The following is a 23,629-nucleotide window of genomic DNA, read 5'->3' as shown; positions in this document are numbered from 1 at the left end:
TTACAAATCAACAAAGAGCAAATCAGCAAACTTCAGGAAGAGCAAATGAACAGCCTGAAAGGAGGTAACAACCGTATCCAGGCGCCTAGCCAATCTTGCGGGCAGTGTTCTTGCAACGGGTCTACTCAAGCTGAATTAAGACTTGCTTAATTACCAAATCATTTTTTTAAATAATACAAATCATTAAAATTTTAACATCATGCAAAAAATCAAATTAACTAAAGGGTTACAAATCAACAAAGAGCAAATCAGCAAACTTCAGGAAGAGCAAATGAACAGCCTGAAAGGAGGTAACAACCGTATCCAGGCGCCTAGCCAATCTTGCGGGCAGTGTTCTTGCAACGGGTCTACTCAAGCTGAATTAAGACTTGCTTAATTACCAAATCATTTTTTAAAATAATACAAATCATTAAAATTTTAACATCATGCAAAAAATCAAATTAACTAAAGGATTACAAATCAACAAAGAACAAATCAGCAAACTTCAGGAAGAGCAAATGAACAGCCTGAAAGGAGGTAACAACCGTATCCAGGCGCCTAGCCAATCTTGTGGACAGTGTTCTTGCAACGGGTCTACTCAGGCAGAATTAAGACTTGCTTAAGCCTTTGTAATAAATACAAACTTAACGAGGCAGTCTGCTTCTTTATAAAGAGGGAGATCTAAAACCCTCCCTCTTTAAAAAATAATATAACCCTACAGCTCTAAGATCATGCAAAAAGAAAAAAAAATAATATCTGAAATAGAAGAATGTATCCGTAAAAAAGATTCTGTACTCACCAGTATCGGCCTTAATAACGGAATCCTAAGTGCATCAATGTTTTACTATTATCATTACCTAATGACACAGGAAACAAAATCATTAGAACTGGTAACCTATTATATAGAAAAATCTTTATCTACTTTAACTGAAGATTACAAAAGTTTTCATTTTAATGATGAAATAAGAGAATTGGGATTATATATATTATTTCTGAAAAATCAGGGTATTTTGGATCAAGATATAGACTCTCTTTTGGAAAATATCGATGAAATATTAGAGCAAATTCTTATCCAGAAGATGGAAAAAGGAGATCTCGATCTTACCAGCGGATTTCCAAGTATTGCAAAATATTTTGTATTACGAAATCTGGAAGATAAAAAGCACCTGATCTATAAAACACTTGATAAAGTAACTGAGCTATCAAAATCTGACAAAAATGGAAATTACTGGATGTTTGATTTACGAAACACAGAAAATCCATATGTAGAATTAGGTTTAGGACACGGGGTAACAGGAGTGATCAGCTATCTTTTATTCCTTTACAAAAACAACATTTATACTGATCAGTCTTTAGAACTTATCCATAGCGGATTATCCTTTATCTGGTCATGCAAAGAAAATGGAGCTGAAAACATATCTCTTTTTCCTTTTAATGCATTTGAAAAGATTTATGTTGATTATCATAATCTGGCTTATGGAGAAATTGGTATTGGATATACATTTTACAATGCCGGAATATTATTAAATGAAAAAGACTATTGTGATAAAGGACTCCATATCTTATTACATACAACCAACTTTAAGGATGCTGATAAATCTGCTATTATGGAGGCAGGATTAGTTTATGGCTCAGCAGGATTATCTGCATTATATAAAAACATTTATCACCTAACAAAACATGATGCCTTTTTGGAGGCAAAAGAATACTGGCACGATCATCTTCTTGAATATAAAAAAGAAGAAAACGGTAAATGGGCAGGGTTCAAAGCCTATTACAACAGTGAGTATGACAGTATCAATATGGCCTTAGGGCAAGGCATTGCCGGAATAGGAGTGACATTAATGAGCAATATCATTAAAACCGATCATAATTATGTTTCATTCTATAATTACGACTTATAATGGAAACTCTACAATCTAAAAATATTAGTGCAATTCTCCACGAGTATGACAGAAAAATACTCGATTTTGACTACGAAAACTTACCTGACGGATTGTTATTCGGAAAGCTGGGATTATTGCTTTATTTCTTATCAAAATATCAAATTACTAAGAATGATATTTATATACAAAAAGTAAGTGAAATTCTTGAAGAGGTTTTAGAAAATGCTCATCTTCAAAAAGAAAATAATGTTTATGCACTTCCTAATTTATCAAAAGGAATGACCGGCCTGGGTATTATTCTGGATTTATTAAAGAAAGACGGATTAATAGAAGATGATTTTGATGAATTAATTACTGACATTGGAGAACTAATTTTCCAACAATCCGTAAACATGCTTCACGAGAATAATTATACTTTCTTTGATGGGCCAATCGGAAACTTACATTATTTCAATACCATCAAAAATGAAAAGTACAGCAGTGAAATTGTCAACATTCTTTATGATGAATGCCTTTCACAACCCATTCCATTTGAAAACAAACTGAATGACAGCTATGCAGATGGTATCAACTTAGGATTCAATTATGGCTACCTTTCTATTGTTAATAATCTTTTGTCTCTCCCCTTAATCACGGAAAAAGCAAAGTATATTATTAGTGTCTGCCTGGATTTCATTATTTCTAATTTTGATGTCCGCGAAGTAGAAAATGCCAGAATATATAAACCATACAATTACAAAATAACAAAGGACCTGTTAAAGCCTTTCCACAATAACAGGCTTTGCTGGTGCAACAGTGATCTTTCTTTCTCTTATCTCCTATATAAGACAGGAGAAGCACTACAGGAAACAAAATACAGGGATATGGCCTATGAACTTGGCCTGGAAACCACAAAAAGAAAAGTAATGGCCAATACCGGAATAGAGTTCGTCCAATACTGCCACGGTACTTCAGGTCTTGTACAGCTCTATCATGAAATTGACCAAAAAGACAGCCATCCAGATTATAAAAAGGCAAAAGATTTTTGGTTAAACAGATCTCTCGAAATTTTGGAAAAAGAACTGGATCAGCCATTCACAGAGCAAGACTGCTCCCTGATCCTTGGAAAAACCGGAGCTCTGATGGCTCTTGATGATAAAATTGATAAAACTAATTACCTAAAATTTTTACTTTAACATGAAAACAAAAAGCATAGGATTACTAGAATTAGGCTACAGAGGCGGCAAAGATTCAATGACTGCCCTTAACGATGTAGTTGATTATGCCCTTCATGCAGAAAGATTAGGGTACAGCAGATTTTGGCTTGCAGAGCACCATTATTCTCATATTAAAAATCTCGCATTCTCAAATCCTGATATTGTTATTGCCATGATTGCCGGAATGACAGAAAAAATAAGAGTAGGATCCGCAGGAACTTCTGTTCCCAGTTATTCTCCTTACGCAATTGCAACGACCTATAAACTAAGCAATAACATATTTAGCGGAAGAATAGACCTTGGCCTGTCAAAAGGAGTTCCTGAAAGCGCACATACTAAAAACCTTCTCAATCCGGATATGCTCAAAAAAGGGATCGGAAATGTTTTTAAGGAAAACGCCTACACCATCCATGAATTATTATATTCCGAAATTGAGAAAAATGAAAAAGAAGGTATATTAATTCCTCCGTATGGCGGATTAATCCCCGAACTTTGGTATCTGTCTTCTTCTCTGAATAATGTAGAAGACGCATTAAATTTACATTCAAACTATTGTGTTTCATTATTTCACAATAATGGAAAATTTCTGGAGGATCTCAATGGTAAAAAAGAAAAAATCCACCAATACAAAGAATCATTTTTGCAAAAAAACGGATTCATACCCAAATTTTCTTTAGCCTTAGCTGTTAATCTCTCAGAAGACAATGAGATAAAAGCTACGGCAGAAGAAGAGTCTGAATCATTTAAGGTTTTAAATCTCAGCTTTGAACAGCTTTTTGAACTTATAGCACAGCTTGATAAAAAACTTCCCATTGATGAATTCATTTTATATGATACTGAATCTGACAGCGACAAAAAAATAGAAAATGCTGAAACCATAAGCAATTACTACAACCTACAATCTATCGAACATGAAAACGCAACTAGATAATATTAACATTGGTTTTATGAGAAACGCTTTGTACTCATTTAAACAATATAAAGATATACCGGAAAGAGCAGAAGAGCTTGATCATTTTGTTTTAAAATTATGGGATGATAAGATCTTCAGAGAAGCAATATTTCTGGCATCATCTGAGTTGTATCATGAATGGGCAAAATTATGTGATAATGACCCTTCATTTCCATTGGTTAAAAGAAGTAGAATAAACAATTCAATCTTGAAATATTTCATCCGAATGACCACAAGATCCACTCCTTTTGGCACATTTGCATCTCATTCAAATTTTGAATTAAGTTCAGAAAATCAAGATATTGAACAGGAAAACATGAGCTCTATCAGTCGATATACAACATTGGATCTTTCTTTTCTTTTTCAGGTTATTGCATTAATTAACAGAGACTTTCCGGAAGTTCACGAATATGAGCTTAATGACTCTATCTATAAATTAGGTGATTATTACCGATACATCGAAACGACCATACAAAATGAAAAAAGAGTCTATACGCTAAGCTCGTTGGAAAAGGATGAACTTCTGGATTTTCTTGTTGAAACAGCTGCCAACAAATCTTATTCTTTTGAAAATCTGGTTGCCCTGGTAGCAGAAAATGTGGAAGAAGTTTCTGAAGAAGATGCAAAATATTATATTTTTAGTTTGATTGAAGCTCAATTCTTTAAAAGTAACTTTGATATTTGCTTGAATGAACAATCTCCCCTTCGTCAGACAATTGAATATTTGACTTCAAAAAAGCATCTTCATACTGATCTAAATACATATCTTGAAAATCTCATCAAGATGGAAGATTATTTAAAGCTGCTAAATTCCGGAATCGGACAAGCACAGGAACATTACGATGAAATCTTTTCTATCGCAAATAGTTTCTCTGTTTTATACGACAGAAAACACCTGATCAACACATCATTAAAAAGAAATCTTAATTTTTCTCCTATCACAAAGGAGGACCTTTCTAAAATTAAAAAAGGAATTCATGTTTTATCCTCTTTCTGGGATAAAGGAAATGACGCAATAAATGAAAATTTAGAAAATTTCAAAAAAATGTTTTATTCAAGATATGAGGGAAACCTGGTTCCTCTGGTAGAAGTTTTGGATAATGAAAGTGGAATCGGATATGTACAGGAGCAGAATAATGAAACTGACTTTTCTTCTCTTCTTGACACCTTAAGCTGGCCCAGCCTTGAAAATGAATCATTTACAATTACCTACCACAAAAAACATCATGAATTCTGGCGAAGAGCAATAAGTAACGCAATCTCCAACGGGGACACTTCTATAGATTTAAATCAACATGATATTCAGAGCCTGCAAAGTAAGGAAGATATTAATCTGGCCAGATCCTTATCCATTATGCTGGAGAAAGTCTCAGGTAAAATCGCTATCAATTCTGTTGCCGGCACAAGCGGCCTTAACCTAATTGCAAGATTTTCCAATGAAGATGATGAGATCATGGCATCTATGAACAAAATTATAAAGGAAGAACAAAACAATGACCACTTTATCTATGTGGAGCTTTTACATTTACCCGATAACAGAGTTGGAAATATTCTATTGAGACAGGTAAAAAGAGGAGCTCAGCTATCTTATCTTACCAAAGCATCTTCTTCAGAACAAACAATACATTTAAATGATCTATACATCAAAATGATCAATGGCAGAATCATTTTATTCCACAAAGAACTAAATAGAGAAATTAAAATTTTTCATTCTACTGCACATAATTTTGATTATAACTCTCTTCCTGTATATCAGTTTTTATGTGATCTTCAGAAACAAGATATCTCACCTGGCTTAGTACTGAATATTGGAGATTCCAATTATCTTATGTACGATCATGTCCCTCGTATTACATTTGGTGATGATATTATTTTTACTCCTGCTTTGTGGAGAGTATACCAGAATGAAGTATCCGGAATTAAATCAAAAAATAACTCAGAAAGCATTAAAGTCTTACAAAAATACTTGTCTGAAAAGAAAGTAAGCCGGTATTTCTTTATTTCACAAGGAGATAATAAATTACTTATTGATTCTCAAAATGAAAACTTATTGTTCTTTCTTGTAGAAGAGCTGAGAGTAAAGCAAAGAATTGTTTTAACAGAATGCCTCTATGATTTAAACAATGATGAATTCAGCAACGAAATCATAATGCCTCTTATCAATAAAAACCATAAAGTCATTAAAACAGAATTATCTGAGTATATTTTTAACAGGAACATTTCTGATAATAAATTTATTCCCGGAAACAAATGGCTATACTATAAAATCTATTGCGGAACAAAATCGTCAGACAAAATCGTAAAAGATATTTTCCCTGCCCTTCTCCCTCATCTCACTGAAGAAGAGCTCATAAAAAAATGGTTTTATATCCGGTATAATGATCCTGATAACCATATCAGATTAAGACTGGAAATTAATGATGGAGATTTAACCAATACTGCCAAAATCATTACCACTTTCAATGATTATTTTGATAAACATATCAGTGAAGGAATTATTAGCAAAGTAGAAATGGGAACTTATGACAGAGAGTACGAAAGATATGAGGGCGAATTTATCAATGTTGCAGAACATATTTTCTACTATGACAGTACAATGACTGTTGATTTGTTAAGAAATATACCAAACAATGATGATCTTTGGCTATATGCTATTAAGAGTATTGATACCTATTTTAATGTTTTCAATCTGGACCTGGACAGGCGGTATGAAATAATCAACAATCTCTATACTGGTTTCCAACGTGAGTTCAATGTAGATAGTAACCTAAAGAAGCAGCTTGATATAAAATATCGAAACAACCTGAATACAATCAGCAATATTATAGAAATAACGGATAACAGCTCCTGCTTTTCTCAATTTGTAAGTTCGGTTGCTGAAAACTGTCAGGAAATAGAGAATCTTACCCTCACACAAAAGGAAAAATTAGTGACTAGCTTTATTCATATGCATATTAACAGGCTAATCAGATCCAGACATAGAATGCATGAATTAATTATTTATGGCATTGTAGAAAAGTACTATAAAATGAAAATTGGCAAAAGAAAATATCTAGTATCATGAAGCTAAAATTTGTCCCTCAACACGACCAAATGGACTGCGGCCCTGCCTGCATTGCAATGGTAGCTTCCTATTTTGGCAAGCAGATTCCACTCCATTTTTTAAAAGAAAACACCAATTTATCACGAGAAGGCGTTAGTTTACTAAGTATCAGCGAATTGTTCGAAAATATTGGATTTGAAACATACCCTGCTAAATTAACGTTAAAAACACTTGACGAAAATGGAAGCCTGCCATGTATTCTTCATTGGAATAAAAACCATTTTGTGGTGTTACTAGATGTAAAGAAAAGTTTTTTCACTGGAAAGAACCGCTACAAAATTGCAGATCCAAGCCACGGAATAATTTGGTTAAGTGAGAAAGATTTCCTTAATAGCTGGTTATCAGATGGTGAAGAAGGGATTGCTCTTTTTATAAGCCCTACCAACAGCTTTTATCAACAAAGTTTTCCTGAAGAAAATAAAGTAAATCTTTCATTCGCAGTAAAGTATTTTAAGGAGCACAAAACCAAATTCATTTTTTTGTCTCTTATGCTTTTATTGGGAAGCTGCCTGAGCCTGATATTCCCATTTCTTACACAAACCCTTATTGACAAAGGAGTAAATACAAAAGATATTAATCTTATAACAACGATCCTGCTCTCCCAGGTAGCGTTATATGTAGGAAGTATTACAATAGAAATCTTTAGAAACTGGCTCATGATCCATATTGGAACAAGAATAAGCATTTCCATTATTTCAGACTTTTTGAAAAAAATGCTAGTACTTCCTATGAGCTTTTTTGATTCGAAAATGAAGGGGGACTTCACACAAAGGATACAGGATAATGAAAGGATTGAAGACTTCCTGACATCACAAAGTCTGATGACCTTCTTCTCAATGATTACCTTCTTGGTATTCTTTGGTGTTCTTTGGTATTATAATGTCTCCATTGTATTAATTTACTCAGCCTTAACCGCTTTATCTTTGGGCTGGGCTCAATATTGGCTGAAAAAAAGAGAAATTCTCGATTATTATCGTTTCAGAGAAAAAGGAGAAAGCCAGGAAAGTGTATATGAAATTCTGAACGGTGTTTCTGAGATGAAACTTAATCAATTTGAAGATTATAAAAGAAAAGAATGGGAAGGAATTCAGAATAAGCTTTTTAAAACAACTCTTCGTATCATGAAGGTTGATCAATTCCAATTTTCAGGCTTTGAATTCCTTAATCAACTTAAAAATATTTTAGTGACTTTCTTTGCTGCTTTACAGGTGGTGAAAGGAAATATGACAATCGGGGAATTATTGGCTATTTCCTATATCATCGGACAGCTTAACTCTCCTGTAAATCAAATGATCTCTTTCTTCCGTTCTTTACAGGATGCGAAACTGAGTCTTTCAAGATTAAATGAAGTTCAGAATCATGAAGAGGAAGAAAAAGAAGGGATGAAGGATCTTGAAGTAAGTAATAAAGCCTTAGCCCCTGAAGAAAGAGGAATTACGTTAAATAATGTTTCATTTCAGTATGAAGGTCCGAAATCTCAGTTTGTTTTAAAAGATGTCGATCTTTTTATCCCTGAAGGAAAAGTAACCGCTATTGTGGGAGCCAGCGGAAGTGGAAAAACAACATTAATGAAGCTATTGCTGAAATTCTACAACCCGACCCATGGCACCATTCATTATAACGAGGACGATATTCTTACCTTATCTCCTAAAAGCATCAGAGAAAACTATGGGGTGGTAATGCAGGACGGATTTATCTTCTCCGATACCATTGAAAGAAATATTGCCACCAGCGAAGTGGAAATCAATACCAGAAAAATGGAAAATGCAGTGAGAGTAGCTAACATTTCATCTTTCATTGATAATCTTCCGTTAGGATACAGTACCAAGATCGGAGCTGCCGGCAACGGAATTTCCGGAGGACAGAAACAAAGAGTACTTATTGCAAGAGCTGTCTATAAAAATCCTCATTTCATATTATTTGATGAAGCAACCTCTGCTCTGGATGCAGAAAATGAAAAGATCATCCATGATAATCTGCAGGAATTCTTCAAAGGGAAAACTGTAATCATCGTAGCACACCGTTTAAGTACCGTAAAAAATGCAGATCAGATTATTGTTTTGAAAAACGGCGCTGTTGTGGAAAAAGGCAACCACCAGGAGCTTGTCAATAAAAAAGCGGATTATTACAGTCTTGTAAAAAACCAGCTTGAACTGGGCAACTAATCACCTCTCAATATACTTTAACCGTTTCGCAGCTTGTGAGGCGGTTTTTCGTTTTAGTATATCTTAAAAAGCAAAAGCCCTCCGTAATCTCTTACAGAGGGCTTTTTGTACCCCAGACGGGACTTGAACCCGTACGTCCTTGCGGACACAGGATTTTAAGTCCTGCGTGTCTACCAGTTCCACCACCAGGGCATGGTGTGGGCAAAAAAAAAGATTCGAACCAAGGGTTCCAACCTTCTTAATGACTCTAAAAGAGCCTTTTAGAATAGTGCGGATGAAGGGACTCGAACCCCCACGCCTCACGGCACCAGATCCTAAGTCTGGCGTGGCTACCAATTACACCACATCCGCTGGTTTGCTGATCTGAATACACAGATTCAGGCTGTATCTCTTACAAATATATAAAAGTTTTATAGAAAGAACGCTCTCTATTAAAACAAAAAACCCTCCGTAAGATATTACAGAGGGTCTTGTACCCCAGACGGGACTTGAACCCGTACGTCCTTGCGGACACAGGATTTTAAGTCCTGCGTGTCTACCAGTTCCACCACCAGGGCATGGTGTGGAGCGAAAAACGGGATTCGAACCCGCGACCCCAACCTTGGCAAGGTTGTGCTCTACCAGCTGAGCTATTTTCGCATAGTGCGGATGAAGGGACTCGAACCCCCACGCCTCACGGCACCAGATCCTAAGTCTGGCGTGGCTACCAATTACACCACATCCGCTGGTTTTTTTATATTGTAAGTTTTAAAGAGCTTGCTTCGTTTTTGTGAGTGCAAATATAGGACAATTTCCTTTACTACCAAACTTTTCAGGAAAAAAAATTAAAATTTCCACATTTTTTTTCCGCGGCACGTATTATTACATTTCATTTTCTTACTTTTACGTCGTTAATATTTACGATATGGAATTACAAGGAACGGTAAAGAAACTTTTTGATGCTCAAACATTTGCGAGCGGGTTTCAAAAGAGAGAAATGGTTATTTTGACTCAAGAACAGTATCCACAGCCGATAAACATAGAATTTTTATCTGATAAAATCAGTTTATTAGATAACCTTAAAGAAGGAGAGAACGTAAAAGTAGGAATCAATATCAGAGGAAGAGAATGGGTTTCTCCTCAGGGTGAAACTAAATACTTCAACTCTATCACGGGATGGAGAGTGGAGAAGGTTTCTGATAATGCATCAGAACCTACTCAGGCTATGCCTCAGCAGTCTGCATCTCCTGTTTCTAACGAGAATCCGTTTGCCGGAGATGATGATGACGATTTACCTTTCTAATTAAAGAATAAAGATCAAATATAAATCCTGCTTTTTGAAGTGGGATTTTTTTTCTAAAAGATGGTCCGATTAGACGAAAACGAGATTTCATTTCCTGATCCGGAGGTGTATAACGGTCATGATGGTTTGATAGCGTTTGGCGGAGATCTGTCTGTAGAACGGATCTGGTTTGCCTATCAGCTGGGTATTTTTCCCTGGTTTAATCCCGGAGAAGAAATTTTATGGTGGTGCCCGGATCCCAGGTTTGTTTTGGTTCCTGAAGAAATTAAAGTTTCAAAATCGATGAGGAAGATTCTGAACAGAAATGTTTTTACCTTTTCAGAGAATCAGAGTTTCAGGGAAGTTATAAAAAATTGCCAGCAGGCTAACAGGAAAGGGCAAACAGGGACGTGGCTTTCTGATGAACTGATGAGTTCATTTATCCAGCTTCATGAATACGGCCTGGCAAGAAGTATTGAAGTATGGCAAGGCGGGGAGCTTGTCGGAGGCTTTTACGGATTACAGATCGGGAATGTTTTTTGTGGGGAAAGTATGTTTGCAAAGGTAAGTAATGCGTCAAAAGCAGGATTTATTCATTTTGTTGAAAGTAATAAAGACAAGCTTGAATTAATTGATTGTCAATCTCATACCGAACACCTTGAAAGCTTAGGAGCAAAAATGATTCCTAAAAAAGAATTTCTAAAAATCTTACACGAAAATAATGAACGCAGATAAAGAAAAGTGGGTTCTACTGGTGATCCTGAGTATTATTTGGGGCTCCTCATTCATTTTGATCAAAAAATCACTGGAACATTTCAACCCGTTTCAGGTAGGATCTTTACGGGTTTTAATTGCCGGAATAATCTTACTTCCTATTGCGATTTCCAATTATAAGCTTTTCCCGAAAAAGCACCTGAAATGGCTTATTCTGGCAGCTTTTACAGGAAATTTCATCCCGATGTTCCTTTTTCCTATTGCAGAAACCGAGGTCAGCAGCAGTATTGCAGGGATTATCAATTCCATGATGCCTATTTTTGTTATCATTGTAGGGGCATTGATCTGGAAATTCGAGACCACAAAAAAACAGATCATAGGGACATTTATAAGCTTCACGGGAGTCTGTATTCTTGCGTTTGGAGGTGGTGACAGCGGAGAATTTAAATTGATTCCTATTTTGCTGCTATTATTGGCTACTTTATGTTACGCGCTGAGTACAACCACTGTAAAATCTAAACTTATGAGTGTCTCTTCAACAGTTTTGTCTGCTTTTGTATTCTCATTTGTTTTATTTTTTCCATCCGTTATTGCATTAACGAGTACAGGATTCTTCTCAGAATTCAGCTTTTCAAAAGATAATTTGCTGGGGCTAATGTTTGTGAGTCTGTTATCCATCTTCGGAACCGGCCTGGCCATGATGATGAATTACAGATTACTGAAAGTTTCCACACCTCTTTTTGCATCAACCGTTACATTAGTAATGCCCATTGTTGCTATTATCTGGGGAATTATAGATGGTGAAAAACTGACTTATTTACAATTTGTAGGTGCAGGAATTATCATTGGCGGTCTCGTATTTTTAAGAACAAATCAAAGAAAGTAAAATTTTATTATAAATTAAATTATATTTGAGTGATTTAATTTATAACTATGAAAAAAACTTTACTATCTGGCTGCATAGCCTTATTTGCACTTTCGTGCTCAACTTCTAACGACACTCCTTTTGACAACAGTGACCCTGCCAATCAAAAAGTGATTCTACCCACCAAAATGAGCAAAGGCGGTATCGTTATGAAAGTTAACTACAACGGAACTAAAATCATCAGCCTTATCAACGCCGGCAATACCGGGCAAAGAACTGAATTTACCTATACCGATGATTATATTACCGGTATTAAAAATTATGAAAACAATATTCTTGAAAATGCCTTTGAATATGCATATTCCAACGGACGTATGTCATCAGCAGTCAATAAAGAATATACTACGAACGGAACTGTGGGAAAAACCATAACCTACACTTATACCTACACCAGCAATACTGAAATCAGTGTAAAAAAGCAGGCTAATTTAGGCGCTAATAACAATTATACACTAAACAGTATATATACTTATAGTAATGGAAATATGGTAAAATCCGCAGGTACAGGAACAGGGACCAGCAATGGAGCAACTGTGAATTATACTGAGAGCGGAACTTATACCCATACTGATAAAAATTACGCTTTTAAAAATGTAAAAGGGCTTGACAAAGTTATTTTTAACGGAGATGAGCCTGTAACAACGCTGTTTTCGAATATTAAAAACAGCCTTAGCACGTATAAGGGCCAGCTTAATTCTACGGGTGCCGGAACCGTTTCTGTGGCTTATAAATACACAACTACGTTCAATGAAAGCGGATATCCCGCTATTGAAAGCAGACAGCCGGTAGATAATGCCGGGAACCCTACAAGCAGTTCTCCTGAGAAGTTCATTTACGAATACAACTATCAATAAAAAAACCTGCATTTCTGCAGGTTTTTATTATTTTCAGATTAATTCTAATTCTTTTTCTTCACTTTATCAGCCTTCACCTTTTTTACTTCATCTTTAATGAAAGGATATTTTTTCTGCATATCCTTAGCTAAAGACGGATCAAGGTCTAATGCTTTCTGAAGTGATTCCATTCCTTTAACCTGATCTTTCAGGTTGAAAAAGCAGTTGCTTAACTGATAAAACAATTCCGCTCTGTGATGTTTTTTTATGGCCAGATTCAGAACGGTTACCGCTTCTTCATACTCCCCAACCAACATCAACACTTCCGAATAGGCATACCAGTTATAAAATCTTGTCGGTTCTGCATCTACCAGTTTTTTAAGACAGGAAAGACTTTCTTCAAATTTCCCTGAATCAATGAATAAGAACGCCAGTCTTTTCTGATAATCGAGGTTGTTCTCATTCAGCTGGGTAGCTTCTTTGGCAAAATGCAGCGCTTCAGACATCCCTCCCATTTCTTCGTATAGATAAGACTGTTCCATCATTGCAAGATAAAACTGAGGATCTTCTCTCAATGATTTCTGGAACGCATTTAAAGCTACAATAGGTTGTTTTAAAGCCTTATTACACAATCCGATTTTATAGAAAGTAAATGCTTTTGTATATTCCAGCTCAAGCATTTCTTCATACGTTTCGATGGCTTTCTGGTATTGTCCTAAAGCTTCATAGCAAGCGGCTTTGTTGGCATATACTCCTACAGAGTTTGAGTTAATGGCCAGCAAATAATCATAGCCTCTTATGGCTTCGTCGTAATTTTTCCTGTTGAAATAGAATTGTCCGTATTCAAACCAAGCGGTTTCAGAATAAGAGAATTCATCTAAATATTCATTTAGAAAGGCAATAGCCTCCTCACTCTTATTCAGATCACTGAAACACACCATACAATTTTCCAGCGCATATTCATCCGCAGGATCTTCTTTAAGTGCTTTTCTGTAATGCTTAAGAGCGTTAAAAGGATCTCCGAGATTCACATATTCATCCGCAATAAAGTTGTGGAGAAAGTTTTCTTCTTCCTCTAATGTCAAAGCTTTTTTGCAGATTTCAATGGATTTTCTGGGATTTCCTAGGTTCGAATAATACTTGGCGTAACAAACCAAAAAGTCTGTGTTTTCCATAGAGGAACCTTTCAACTCGTTGATAAGATCCTTCGCCGTATTATATTCTTCCCATTCCAGAAGAATTTCAAGTTTTTTGATCTTGATATCCAATGAATTGGGATGAAGCTTAAGTCCATAATTAACAGCCATGTCGGCGTAATTAAAATCACCAAGCTCCAAGTAATAAACAATGATATCTTCTAATTCTTCGGTATCGAAGTAGAATTCGTCATTGTTTTCCATCATTTCCTCGAACTTTTTTACAAGTTCATTTCCAAAATACTCTTCCAATAGTGTCCTCTTTAGTCGGTCCGATGTCTGAATTTACTTACAAACCTCGGCAAACTTTTAATTAATAATACATCTGAAACTGATATTCAAATATTTATGCAAAGTTGCAACTTTTTTTTGAATTTTCCATTTCATAAATTTCTATTATAAAAATAGTAAAAAAAGAAAACCGATAAAAGGATTGTGGATAAAAAAACAAAAATTGGGGTTAAATCCTTATGACCAGCCGTTTTCCGCTTTGTACCCCGTCATTCCAGACAGCACTGATATTTTTGATATCGACATCTTCAGTCTCCATTTTAATTTTCCCGTTCACGGCCGCTTCAAACATTTCCGGAATGATTTCTGAAAACAGAAGCGCAGATTCTTCCTTCGTCCAGCTTCCCAGCCCGGAACCTGAAATCTGGATATCTGTAGCTCTTAGGATCTGTGAAGAAAGCTGAATGGTATCCCCGCTCATTCCTCCGATTGTTACTAATTTTGTTTTATGAGAAAATGTTCCGTCACCTTTTAAAACAGATAATATCATTTCTACGGAATGTCCCCAAATGTAGTCCACGATAATATCTATTGGAGTTTCCTGATGAATTTCTTTTATTTTTTCTTTAAAGTAAGCATCATCCTTTTGAAGGGAGACGGTTTCATCAGCTCCCAAATTCCGTAAAGCCTCCAAAGATTCTTCATTTCTTCCGGTAACAATGATCTTTTGAGCTCCATATAATCTGGCGATCTGGACGGCAATTCTTCCTGTAATTCCTGTTGCCCCATTAATCAGTACAATATTTCCCGGTTGTATTCCAGCTTTGAATTTTAAAGCCATTGCAGAACCCATAACAGCATTGGGCAAAGCTGCGGCAATTGAAAAATCAAGGTTCTCAGGAATCTTAACAATCATTCTTTTGTCTGCCACTGCTTTTTCCGCCACCGTTCCTTTTTTGCTGAAAAAATAAACCTTATCTCCATTCTCCAGATATCCTACTCCATCTGAACCGATAATTTTTGGCTGATGCACTTCTTTTTCTGTGGAATAGTGATTTCCACTTGCTCTTGCTTTATCAAGATTTTTGATGGATGCGGCTTTCACTGAAACCAGAATTTCATTTTCATCTACGATTTCAGGTTCCGGAAAATCGGCATATTGAGGAGCACTTCCTTTTTCAAATACAACTGCTGCTTTCATTGTTTTAAATTTTTAAACAAAATTATTGAGAATAGGTGCTGCAGAGCAATAACATTTGTTATCAGTTTGGAGAAGGGAAGATAGAATTCTATAAACAGATGTATTAAAGCTTAGAAACTGAAACGCAAGGTTCGCAAAATCATATTGCTTTTATTAGTTTTAACCCAACTTATATATTAAACCTGTTTAAACTTATTTAGAAAATGAGTTTAAACAGGTTCCAAGTGTATAAAAAAATTGAAATATAATTTAAACGATCTCTAAGATTGTACAAACAAACTGTTTTCCTAACGCAAAGTTTTCAATTTTAAAACGGTTGATTGTAAGTGAGCAAAGAATAGAATCAACTTCGTTGATTCGTCGAAGCTTGGGTATAAGCATACCGCTTCATCAGCGACAAAGTTGCATCATTTTGCTCCCTTAAAATAAAGGGTAATTATCCATAAACTTTGCGTTAATAATTTTTAATACACACTTAAGTTCACATAAGATGAAAATCTTTGATCTTCAACAAGACTTTAGTGTACTTCTTATACACAAAGCATATAGCTTAAATAGTTTAAGTTTTTAAAATGCTTTTGTGCCTTTTCTGGTTTAGTAAAAAAGTTTAAACAGACTTATTGTTATCATCAAACTTCCGGCTCCCAGCTTATTAAAGTTTCTCTTTCAATATTTTGCTCTTTATTCTGCTGAGATGCACGGTTGTAATACCTAAATAAGAAGCAATATAATGCTGGGGAACTCTTTTTACGATTTCGGGTTTTTGTTTAAGCAGATTCAGATACCGCTGCTGAGGAGTATCTTTAATAAACGAAAAGAAGTGTTTCATATAATCGAATACCCTTTCAAAAAGCGCATCCATAAACAGCTTTCTGAGCTCAGGAGTTTCGTAAACCTCTTCAAGAAAAGCTTCCACATCAGGCTTATTGATCTTATATAGAATACAGGGTTCTATTGTTTCAAAAGAAACCATACTCGGCAGTCCTTTTTTAAAACTTTCAAGGGAAGAAAACATGGTATTCTCAAGGAAAAACTGAAAGGTAACGTCTTTGCCATCATTATTATACCAGGCTCTTACCATTCCTTTTTCAATATAAAAAGCGTTATATGAGACTTCTCCTTCCTGCAAGAGCAAAGTTCTGGAAGGGACTTCCATGCGTTCAAAGCTGCTTAGAAATTTCCGCCATTTTTCTTTTGGGAAAGGGAATTTGTTTTTGACGTGCTCAAACATTTGGAAATAAAAAAGAACGGAACTTGTTGTCCGTTCTTATACTATTTAGATTAAACTTCTGATTTTAGCAATGATATCATCTCCTAACTTATCAGCTTCTTCCTGAGATTTCGCTTCTGTATAAATTCTGATGATTGGTTCTGTATTGGATTTTCTAAGGTGAACCCAATTGTTTTCAAAGTCTATTTTAACCCCGTCAACAGTAGAAACTTCTTCATTCTGGTATTCCTGTTCCATTTTGCTTAAAATAGCATCCACATCAATTTCCGGAGTCAGTTCTATTTTCTTTTTACCCATGAAGTAGCTTGGATAGCCTGCTCTCAATTCGGAAACTGTTTTATTTTCTTTGGCCAAGTGTGTTAAAAATAGTGCGACACCTACTAAAGAATCTCTTCCGTAATGCAGATCAGGATAGATAATTCCTCCGTTTCCTTCTCCTCCGATCACGGCATTTTTTTCTTTCATCAGAGTCACCACATTTACTTCTCCTACCGCACTGGCAAAGTATTCTGAATTATGTGAATGTGCAACATCTCTCAACGCACGGCTTGAAGATAAGTTGGAAATTGCAGCACCTTTTTTCTGTTTCAGAAGATAATCTGCAACGGCTACTAATGTATATTCTTCACCGAACATTTCTCCTTTTTCATCTATTAGGGCTAATCTGTCTACATCCGGGTCTACAACAATTCCCAGGTCTGCATTTTCTTTTTTCACCAATTCGCAGATATCTCCCAGGTGTTCTTTCAAAGGTTCCGGATTATGTGGGAAATGACCTGTGGGCTCGCAATATAATTTGATGGTTTCACATCCTAATTGGTCTAAAAGCATAGGAATGGCAATCCCTCCTGTAGAGTTTACAGCATCCAGTACAACTTTAAAGTTCTTCGCTTTAATGGCTTCCGCATCTACCATTGGAAGATCAAGAATCTGCTTGATATGGATATCAAAAGCATCTTCTCTTGTTTCATATTTCCCAAGGTCATCCACTTCTGCATAGTTGAAATCTTCATTTTCTGCCAATGCCAATACTTCTGCACCGTTTTCACCACTGATGAATTCTCCTTTCTCATTTAAAAGTTTCAGTGCATTCCATTGCTTTGGATTGTGGGAAGCGGTAAGAATAATTCCTCCGTCTGCATTAAGTTCCGGAACCATTACCTCAACGGTTGGTGTTGTAGAAAGTCCCAGATCAACCACATGGATTCCTAATCCCTGTAATGTAGCAGTAACTAAAGAAGAAACCATTTGCCCGGAAATTCTTGCATCTCTTCCGATAACCAGAGTAAGGTCTTTTTTATTTTTATTATTCTGAAGCCAGGTTCCGAATGCGGAAGCGAATTTTACCACATCCAGCGGTGTAAGATTATCATTTACTTTTCCGCCGATAGTTCCGCGGATCCCTGAAATAGATTTTATTAACGACATTATGTTTTTGCTATTTTATTGTTCTTATTCTAAATTTTCCTACGCAAAGATACTTAAAAGAGCATTCAACTTACAGTACAGGAATCTTTTTTTGGATTTTATCATAGGTATTTTTTACAACCTTCGGAGGAGCAAACCGATAGCCTATGTACAACAGCCCGTAAAGGTTATTATTTTCTACGGTCTGGTTTTCTTTCTGATTGTAGGCGTAAGCATTAAAATTCATTTTCCCTCCGAATAGAAAACGATCGGTATTATATCCTACATGTAAGCCTCCTTCCATTCTAACGGTCATATATTGGGCATTCTCTTTTGAATAATTGTTTTGAGGATCCCGGAAACTGGAGAATTTCCCTCCAAATCCAAGCGCCAGATAAGGAGAAATGTTTACATTTTTCCCGATTACCCAATTGTAAAAATAGCCTATATTTCCTCCAATCTTATACTGATATTCTTTACTTTTCAGCCCTTCAATCTTATTTCTGAATATGGTAAGATCGTAATCCAGAAAAGGAATCCAGCTTCCATAGCTTTTACTCTGCCATTCTCCCTGTGTATAAATACTTCTTGCCGAAAAGTTTTTATTAAGAATATAAGAGGTTGATCCTCCGAAGCTTTGTACACGTAAATCGGGAAACTGGATATAAGGATCTCTCCCTTCCTGCCAGGCGGGAAAAAGGTCTTTCATATTTTCAATATAAAACCCTCTTACGTTTTTATAGTAAACATTCTGAATAAATCTTTCTGGGAAAAACCTGAAGCTCAAATCTGTATAAGAGCTGTTTCCTTTCATTGCATCATCATTATTTCCTTTAATAAATTTGGGTGCAAAGGAAAGCGTTGCGCTTATAATCCTGTAATCAACTGATACCGATGTTTTGGTTTTATTGTTGACAGAAAGAATGGTACGGTCAGGATTTTCATCTTCTCCTTGTGAAAAAATATAGCTTTCAATATTCGTATCAAGGTTCACACGAATCATAACCTGGTCTGCATAAGACTTGGTATTTACAGTATCTGTTTGGCTTTTTCCCTGATTGAAAACTAAAAGAAATATTATAACTGTTCCTGCCCGTAAGAAATTCAAACCGAATAATTTAAATTAAAAAATGAAAATACTACATTTTTTTTAATTATCCCATGAAATCTGTATTATGAACAGCCACAATCTTTATCACAATTCGTTCTTTTGGAGCTGAATTTTTTAGGTGCAAAATTCTTTTTTAACACCTTAAACAATGAGTAACATGCAAATGCCACTATTAAAAATATAAGTACGTATTGAAAAATTAATGATGAATCCATTACTTTAAAATCTGATATACTATCATCGACACAAAATATGCCAAACCTGTCATCATGACTACCTGAAAGCCGGTCCATTTCCAGCTTTTGGTTTCTCTGTAGACTACTGCCAGTGTAGAAACACACTGCATTGCAAATGCATAAAATAAAAGAACTGAAATTCCGGTAGCAAAACTGAAGACCTTTTCGCCATTCGGTTTTACATCTCTTCTCATTTTATCTATTACCTTTACTTCCGGAGCATCATCTTCCAAACTGTAAAGTGTGGACATTGTTCCTACGAAAACCTCTCTCGCTACAAAACTGGTAAGAATACCTACTCCCATTTTCCAATCGTAGCCAAGAGGAGCAATAACAGGTTCTATTCCCTTCCCCATTTTCGCAAGATATGAATGATCTAAGTGCACATCTGCAGCTACCCATTCATCTGCTTTTTGTTTTGGTCCGAAATAACTCAGGAACCAGATGATAATACTTACAATGAAAATGATTTTACCGGCACCTGTAATGAAATCCCATACTTTACCCAGAACCATCTTGAAATCGTATCCGAAAAGCGGTCTTTTATAGGCTGGAAGATCCATCACCAAATATGTTTTTCCTTTACTTTTAATAAATCTCTTAAGAATTGCCGCTGAGAATAAAGCGACCAGGAATCCCAACAGGTACATTCCCATCAGCACCAGCGCTTTATATTTAATTCCTAAAAATGTTCCTTCTGAAATAATCAACCCGATAATGATACTGTAAACCGGAAGTCTCGCGGAACAGGTCATAAACGGAGTTACAAGGATCGTTAAGAGTCTTTCTTTAACGTTTTCGATATTTCTTGTGGAAATTACTGCCGGAATGGCACAGGCTGTTCCTGATACAAGGGGAACGATACTTTTTCCATTGAGTCCGAACGGGCGAAGTAACCTATCCATAAGGAATACCACTCTCGCCATATATCCTGAATCTTCCAAGAGATAAAGAAAGTATAACAGAATCCCGATCTGTGGAGCAAAAACTACAATTCCTCCTATTCCTGGAACAATTCCGTTTGAAATAAGTGAATTGACAGGCCCAGCCGGAAGGTGTTCATTTGTAAATGCAGCCAGCCATGAGAAAAAACTTTCAATCCAGTTCATAGGATATTCTGCCAGAAAGAAAACACTCTGGAAAATCACCAGCAAAATGAGTAAGAATACTACATATCCCCAGAATTTGTGAACCAGAACCTTGTCTAGTTTTTCGGTTATAAGCTCCTTAAACTGAGCTTTTTTTGAAATGACATCCTCAAGGATTTTGTCTACACTTTGATATCTTCTAACGGTTTCCTGAACCTGTAATCTTTTAGGAACCAAACTTTTAGAATCTGATTCATTCATCTGTTCCATTACAGATTCTATCCTGCCAAGGTCTGTACCTAGTGAAAGGCTCATCCAGGCTTTATATTCATTATCGAAACCTTTATGTGCTGCCAGTTTCTGGATGAAATCTCTATGTTCGTTTGGTGTTTCGAAGGAAACTTTATCTGTTTTTACAAAATTGTTATTGTAAACAGCTTCTCTTATCTCTTCAATTCCGATCTGCTTTTTGGCATTGGTCTGAATAATTGTAATGCCTAATGCTTCGGAAAATTTCTGAATATCTATCGTAATACCTCTTCTTTCCGCCTGATCAATCTGATTAACAATCAAAATCATGGGAATTCCCAAATCCTGGATTTGCTGAAACAGAAGAAGTCCTCTTTTTAAACTTAATGCCTCAAGGATATAAACTACTCCTGCATAATTTTTCTGCTCATCAATAAGATATTTGGAAAAAATAGCTTCATCTTCTGAACTCGGATACACGCTATAGGAGCCCGGAAGATCAATTACCTCAACATCTTCGTTTTTATATACGTAATTTCCCGAATGGCTGGCAACGGTAACGCCGGCATAGTTACCGGTCTTCTGCTTTTTATTGCAAAGGGTATTGAAAACCGTTGACTTCCCTACATTAGGGTTTCCGACTAAAAGTATCTGTTTTTTCTTGTTTTCCTGCATTAATTCAATTCTTCAACAATGATGTAATCTCCTTCTTCCTCACGAAGAGCAATCCGGCTTTTTTCTGCTCCAAATTCTACATACATAGGCCCATTGAACGGAGCCTGATACAAAATCCTGAAAATGGTCTCCGGAAGAAGCCCCATTTCAATGATTTTATTGGGCATTTTCAGATGGTCATTATCATACCCCAATATCTTCCCCATTTTGTTTTTAGGGAATCCACTTAATTTATGTAATCCTTTCTCTTTCAAAGCCTAATTTTTAGTGATGCAAATATACGCTATTTAAATTTAATCTAAATAACGTTTCGTTATAAAAGAAATCAACCCAAACACATTGCTGTATCTGGGTTGATTCGAAATATAATTTAGTTGATATGAATGCTTATTTTTTCTTTTTATCTGGTGTTCCCATATCTTTCTCGATCGGGTTATCATTGGATCCGAAGAAATCTTTCACCTGCTTTTCAAGTCTTTTCATAAAGTCTCCTACTGTACCGTCTGTTCCAGGCATTGGTCTGCTCATATTCTCTGCAGTCATGTACGGACGGGATTCTGCAAATGGATCTACTTTAAAGGCTTCGTATGATTTTTGGAATTTTTCTTTTGTAGTTGGGGTTACAGTATTACTAGACATTCCCATCTTAGCATTAATCTTATCTGCATAAGATATTTCATCATAGTTTTCCACTTTTTTATTTCCACTCAACAACCATGAATAATTTTTATCAGTATCTTCAATTTTTACAATAAGACCCGGCAGTCCGTAGAATTTATATGGTCCATCTTGAAAAGGAATGTCAGAGCTAAACCAAGCCGTCCATGTCCTTCCACCAAACTCTGTTGTTGCTTTTTGGGTATTGTAAGATCCTATTTTTTGTTTTTCAGGTAAAATATTCCACTGTAATTTAACATTATCATCATAAGAGAAAAAGTTTCTGCTAATTTTATCAACATACTGCATCTTCATCTCAGGATAATTTTTTATGATCTTATAAGAAAATTTAGGCCATCTTATCATTTTACTCATGTCCTTAAAAGTCTTGGTTTTTTCCATTTCTTCTACCTGAGCTTTAATTATAGAATCCTGAGCAGGCATTGTATAATCCTGATAGATGGATTTTTTAGGAGTAATATCCAAAATAGTAATCACTTTATCCAGCTTTGCTGAATCTTTCTTAGGTTTAAAAGTCAGTTCATAAAAGAAACGGTTGGCTGTCTCTTTAGATTCTTGTGCTCCTGCCATTGCAAAAAGAGCAATAAGAAATAGGGAAAAGAACTTTTTCATTGTAATCAAGTTTATATAATTAGTTATAACATGTTTCGTTTTGTTACAACTTTCTTTAAATTTTATTTTTTGGTGAATATGCTTAGCATTACTTTATCATCTTGTGATCAAAAAATTATGATTCCGTTACAACATTTTCGGATTTTAAAGTCTTACCTTTAAGTTTCTAAAAAACAAAATATTATGGATACCTTATCTCAATTAAAATCCGAACTGGATGGAGAATTCCAAACCACAAAAAAATTTATTGAACTTTTCCCTGAAGGAAAAAATGATTATGCACCTCATGAAAAAAGCATGAAAATGATGCCCTTGGCTACCCATATTGTAGAAGTTTTTCAATGGCCGAAAACCATTTTAAATACTTCTGAGCTTGATTTTGCCAAAGGAGATTACAAACCTACCTTTCTTTCAACAAGAGAAGATCTTCTGAAAAAACTGGAGGAAGATTATCAGGCAGGTAAATCTGCTTTGGAAAATAGTACAGAAGAAGATCTGAATCCGAGCTGGACGATTAAAAATGATGGTCATGAACTTGCAAGCTGGAGCAAGTATGGCGCCATCCGCCATGCTTTAAACCAGATTACACATCACAGAGCACAGCTGGGTGTTTATTACAGACTGAATAACATTCCTTTACCCGGAAGTTATGGTCCTACTGCTGATCAGCAAAGCTTTTAATAGTCAATATATCTCAACA

21 protein-coding genes and 5 tRNA genes are annotated in these 23,629 nt (G+C 35.6%); 13 read left to right on the top strand and 13 right to left on the bottom strand.

From position 1 onward, the window contains the following. Positions 1–6: 6 nt before the first annotated feature. The 8 genes from F3J23_RS21820 (at position 7) to F3J23_RS10590 (ending at position 9,281) form a co-directional block, all read left to right on the top strand. Entirely contained in the window at positions 7–150 is a 144-nt protein-coding gene (locus tag F3J23_RS21820) for a class I lanthipeptide (protein ID WP_410497718.1), read from the top strand. A gap of 49 nt (positions 151–199) precedes the next feature. Then, positions 200–376: a class I lanthipeptide gene (locus tag F3J23_RS10620; RefSeq protein ID WP_167028093.1), complete on the top strand. Its 177-nt coding sequence runs from the start codon at positions 200–202 to the stop codon at positions 374–376. A 49-nt stretch (positions 377–425) separates the two neighbouring features. Then, positions 426–602 (top strand): class I lanthipeptide, encoded by a 177-nt coding sequence (locus tag F3J23_RS10615; protein WP_167028093.1) that lies wholly within the window; start codon positions 426–428, stop codon positions 600–602. Positions 603–710: 108 nt separating this feature from the next. Then, positions 711–1,883: a lanthionine synthetase LanC family protein gene (locus F3J23_RS10610; RefSeq protein WP_167028090.1), complete on the top strand. Its 1,173-nt coding sequence runs from the start codon at positions 711–713 to the stop codon at positions 1,881–1,883. Further along, a complete protein-coding gene (locus tag F3J23_RS10605) occupies positions 1,883–3,040 on the top strand; it encodes a lanthionine synthetase LanC family protein (protein ID WP_167028088.1) in 1,158 nt (385 codons plus the stop codon). Before F3J23_RS10610 ends, F3J23_RS10605 begins: the two co-directional genes overlap by 1 nt. A gap of 1 nt (position 3,041) precedes the next feature. Beyond that, positions 3,042–3,992: an LLM class flavin-dependent oxidoreductase gene (locus F3J23_RS10600; RefSeq protein ID WP_167028085.1), complete on the top strand. Its 951-nt coding sequence runs from the start codon at positions 3,042–3,044 to the stop codon at positions 3,990–3,992. Continuing rightward, on the top strand, positions 3,973–7,077 hold the full coding sequence (locus F3J23_RS10595; protein WP_167028081.1) for a lantibiotic dehydratase: 3,105 nt from the start codon (positions 3,973–3,975) through the stop codon (positions 7,075–7,077). Before F3J23_RS10600 ends, F3J23_RS10595 begins: the two co-directional genes overlap by 20 nt. Continuing rightward, positions 7,074–9,281 carry a peptidase domain-containing ABC transporter gene (locus F3J23_RS10590; RefSeq protein ID WP_167028078.1) on the top strand — a complete coding sequence of 736 codons (2,208 nt, stop codon included), beginning with the start codon at positions 7,074–7,076 and terminating at the stop codon, positions 9,279–9,281. The genes F3J23_RS10595 and F3J23_RS10590 overlap by 4 nt, the downstream gene beginning before the upstream one ends. Positions 9,282–9,389: 108 nt before the next feature. Here F3J23_RS10590 and F3J23_RS10585 read toward each other — a convergent pair. The 5 genes from F3J23_RS10585 to F3J23_RS10565 form a co-directional block, all read right to left on the bottom strand. Continuing rightward, positions 9,390–9,473: transfer RNA gene (locus tag F3J23_RS10585), tRNA-Leu, on the bottom strand. 77 nt (positions 9,474–9,550) lie between these two features. After that, positions 9,551–9,632 (bottom strand) — tRNA-Leu (locus F3J23_RS10580). Positions 9,633–9,754: 122 nt separating this feature from the next. Then, positions 9,755–9,838: transfer RNA gene (locus tag F3J23_RS10575), tRNA-Leu, on the bottom strand. Positions 9,839–9,844: 6 nt separating this feature from the next. Then, positions 9,845–9,920: transfer RNA gene (locus tag F3J23_RS10570), tRNA-Gly, on the bottom strand. A gap of 4 nt (positions 9,921–9,924) precedes the next feature. Further along, a tRNA-Leu gene (locus tag F3J23_RS10565) sits at positions 9,925–10,006 on the bottom strand. A gap of 179 nt (positions 10,007–10,185) precedes the next feature. Here F3J23_RS10565 and F3J23_RS10560 point away from each other — a divergent pair. The 4 genes from F3J23_RS10560 to F3J23_RS10545 are packed head-to-tail and all read left to right on the top strand — an operon-like array spanning position 10,186 to position 13,035. Beyond that, the gene (locus tag F3J23_RS10560) at positions 10,186–10,563 is read left to right on the top strand and encodes a DUF3127 domain-containing protein (protein ID WP_103288684.1); all 378 of its coding nucleotides are present in this window, start codon (positions 10,186–10,188) and stop codon (positions 10,561–10,563) included. 60 nt (positions 10,564–10,623) lie between these two features. Continuing rightward, a complete protein-coding gene (gene aat / locus F3J23_RS10555) occupies positions 10,624–11,277 on the top strand; it encodes a leucyl/phenylalanyl-tRNA--protein transferase (RefSeq protein ID WP_167028075.1) in 654 nt (217 codons plus the stop codon). Then, complete coding sequence (locus tag F3J23_RS10550) at positions 11,264–12,142, top strand: DMT family transporter (RefSeq protein ID WP_167028072.1); 879 nt, start codon at positions 11,264–11,266, stop codon at positions 12,140–12,142. Before aat ends, F3J23_RS10550 begins: the two co-directional genes overlap by 14 nt. 47 nt (positions 12,143–12,189) lie before the next feature. After that, positions 12,190–13,035, top strand: a complete 846-nt coding sequence (locus tag F3J23_RS10545) for a hypothetical protein (protein ID WP_167028069.1) — start codon at positions 12,190–12,192, stop codon at positions 13,033–13,035. Positions 13,036–13,079: 44 nt separating this feature from the next. On the opposite strand, the gene F3J23_RS10540 is transcribed toward F3J23_RS10545, so the two are convergent. The 8 genes from F3J23_RS10540 to F3J23_RS10505 form a co-directional block, all read right to left on the bottom strand. Then, positions 13,080–14,462 (bottom strand): tetratricopeptide repeat protein, encoded by a 1,383-nt coding sequence (locus F3J23_RS10540; RefSeq protein ID WP_167028066.1) that lies wholly within the window; start codon positions 14,460–14,462, stop codon positions 13,080–13,082. 208 nt (positions 14,463–14,670) lie between these two features. Beyond that, a complete protein-coding gene (locus tag F3J23_RS10535; protein WP_167028063.1) occupies positions 14,671–15,642 on the bottom strand; it encodes a zinc-binding alcohol dehydrogenase family protein in 972 nt (323 codons plus the stop codon). Between the two features lie 652 nt (positions 15,643–16,294). Continuing rightward, positions 16,295–16,873 carry a Crp/Fnr family transcriptional regulator gene (locus tag F3J23_RS10530; RefSeq protein WP_167028059.1) on the bottom strand — a complete coding sequence of 193 codons (579 nt, stop codon included), beginning with the start codon at positions 16,871–16,873 and terminating at the stop codon, positions 16,295–16,297. Between the two features lie 45 nt (positions 16,874–16,918). Then, complete coding sequence (glmM, locus tag F3J23_RS10525) at positions 16,919–18,301, bottom strand: phosphoglucosamine mutase (protein ID WP_167028056.1); 1,383 nt, start codon at positions 18,299–18,301, stop codon at positions 16,919–16,921. 70 nt (positions 18,302–18,371) lie between these two features. Next, positions 18,372–19,388: a DUF4421 family protein gene (locus F3J23_RS10520; RefSeq protein WP_167028053.1), complete on the bottom strand. Its 1,017-nt coding sequence runs from the start codon at positions 19,386–19,388 to the stop codon at positions 18,372–18,374. A 217-nt stretch (positions 19,389–19,605) separates the two neighbouring features. After that, positions 19,606–21,639 (bottom strand): ferrous iron transport protein B, encoded by a 2,034-nt coding sequence (gene feoB, locus F3J23_RS10515; RefSeq protein ID WP_167028050.1) that lies wholly within the window; start codon positions 21,637–21,639, stop codon positions 19,606–19,608. Next, the gene (locus tag F3J23_RS10510) at positions 21,639–21,893 is read right to left on the bottom strand and encodes a ferrous iron transport protein A (RefSeq protein WP_167028047.1); all 255 of its coding nucleotides are present in this window, start codon (positions 21,891–21,893) and stop codon (positions 21,639–21,641) included. Before F3J23_RS10510 ends, feoB begins: the two co-directional genes overlap by 1 nt. A 133-nt stretch (positions 21,894–22,026) precedes the next feature. Next, complete coding sequence (locus tag F3J23_RS10505) at positions 22,027–22,929, bottom strand: GLPGLI family protein (protein WP_167028044.1); 903 nt, start codon at positions 22,927–22,929, stop codon at positions 22,027–22,029. A gap of 183 nt (positions 22,930–23,112) precedes the next feature. Between F3J23_RS10505 and F3J23_RS10500 the strand changes: the two genes are divergently transcribed. Then, complete coding sequence (locus tag F3J23_RS10500) at positions 23,113–23,610, top strand: DinB family protein (RefSeq protein ID WP_167028041.1); 498 nt, start codon at positions 23,113–23,115, stop codon at positions 23,608–23,610. Positions 23,611–23,629: the final 19 nt, after the last annotated feature.

This window comes from Chryseobacterium sp. Tr-659 (assembly GCF_011752975.1).
Taxonomy (GTDB): Bacteria; Bacteroidota; Bacteroidia; order Flavobacteriales; family Weeksellaceae; genus Chryseobacterium.
The sequence above is the reverse complement of the archived record's forward strand: the minus strand, read 5'-3'. Positions and strand labels throughout refer to the sequence as shown.

Coding starts and splice junctions, on each gene's coding strand:
- F3J23_RS10590 (WP_167028078.1), top strand. CDS start 7,074: ATGAAGCTAAAATTTGTCCCTCAACACGACCAAATGGACTGCGGCCCT.
- F3J23_RS10505 (WP_167028044.1), bottom strand. CDS start 22,929: ATGAAAAAGTTCTTTTCCCTATTTCTTATTGCTCTTTTTGCAATGGCA.
- F3J23_RS10600 (WP_167028085.1), top strand. CDS start 3,042: ATGAAAACAAAAAGCATAGGATTACTAGAATTAGGCTACAGAGGCGGC.
- feoB (WP_167028050.1), bottom strand. CDS start 21,639: ATGCAGGAAAACAAGAAAAAACAGATACTTTTAGTCGGAAACCCTAAT.
- F3J23_RS10530 (WP_167028059.1), bottom strand. CDS start 16,873: ATGTTTGAGCACGTCAAAAACAAATTCCCTTTCCCAAAAGAAAAATGG.
- F3J23_RS10545 (WP_167028069.1), top strand. CDS start 12,190: ATGAAAAAAACTTTACTATCTGGCTGCATAGCCTTATTTGCACTTTCG.
- F3J23_RS10610 (WP_167028090.1), top strand. CDS start 711: ATGCAAAAAGAAAAAAAAATAATATCTGAAATAGAAGAATGTATCCGT.
- F3J23_RS10500 (WP_167028041.1), top strand. CDS start 23,113: ATGGATACCTTATCTCAATTAAAATCCGAACTGGATGGAGAATTCCAA.
- F3J23_RS10550 (WP_167028072.1), top strand. CDS start 11,264: ATGAACGCAGATAAAGAAAAGTGGGTTCTACTGGTGATCCTGAGTATT.
- glmM (WP_167028056.1), bottom strand. CDS start 18,301: ATGTCGTTAATAAAATCTATTTCAGGGATCCGCGGAACTATCGGCGGA.
- F3J23_RS10620 (WP_167028093.1), top strand. CDS start 200: ATGCAAAAAATCAAATTAACTAAAGGGTTACAAATCAACAAAGAGCAA.
- F3J23_RS10595 (WP_167028081.1), top strand. CDS start 3,973: ATGAAAACGCAACTAGATAATATTAACATTGGTTTTATGAGAAACGCT.
- F3J23_RS10605 (WP_167028088.1), top strand. CDS start 1,883: ATGGAAACTCTACAATCTAAAAATATTAGTGCAATTCTCCACGAGTAT.
- F3J23_RS10560 (WP_103288684.1), top strand. CDS start 10,186: ATGGAATTACAAGGAACGGTAAAGAAACTTTTTGATGCTCAAACATTT.
- aat (WP_167028075.1), top strand. CDS start 10,624: ATGGTCCGATTAGACGAAAACGAGATTTCATTTCCTGATCCGGAGGTG.
- F3J23_RS10535 (WP_167028063.1), bottom strand. CDS start 15,642: ATGAAAGCAGCAGTTGTATTTGAAAAAGGAAGTGCTCCTCAATATGCC.
- F3J23_RS10615 (WP_167028093.1), top strand. CDS start 426: ATGCAAAAAATCAAATTAACTAAAGGATTACAAATCAACAAAGAACAA.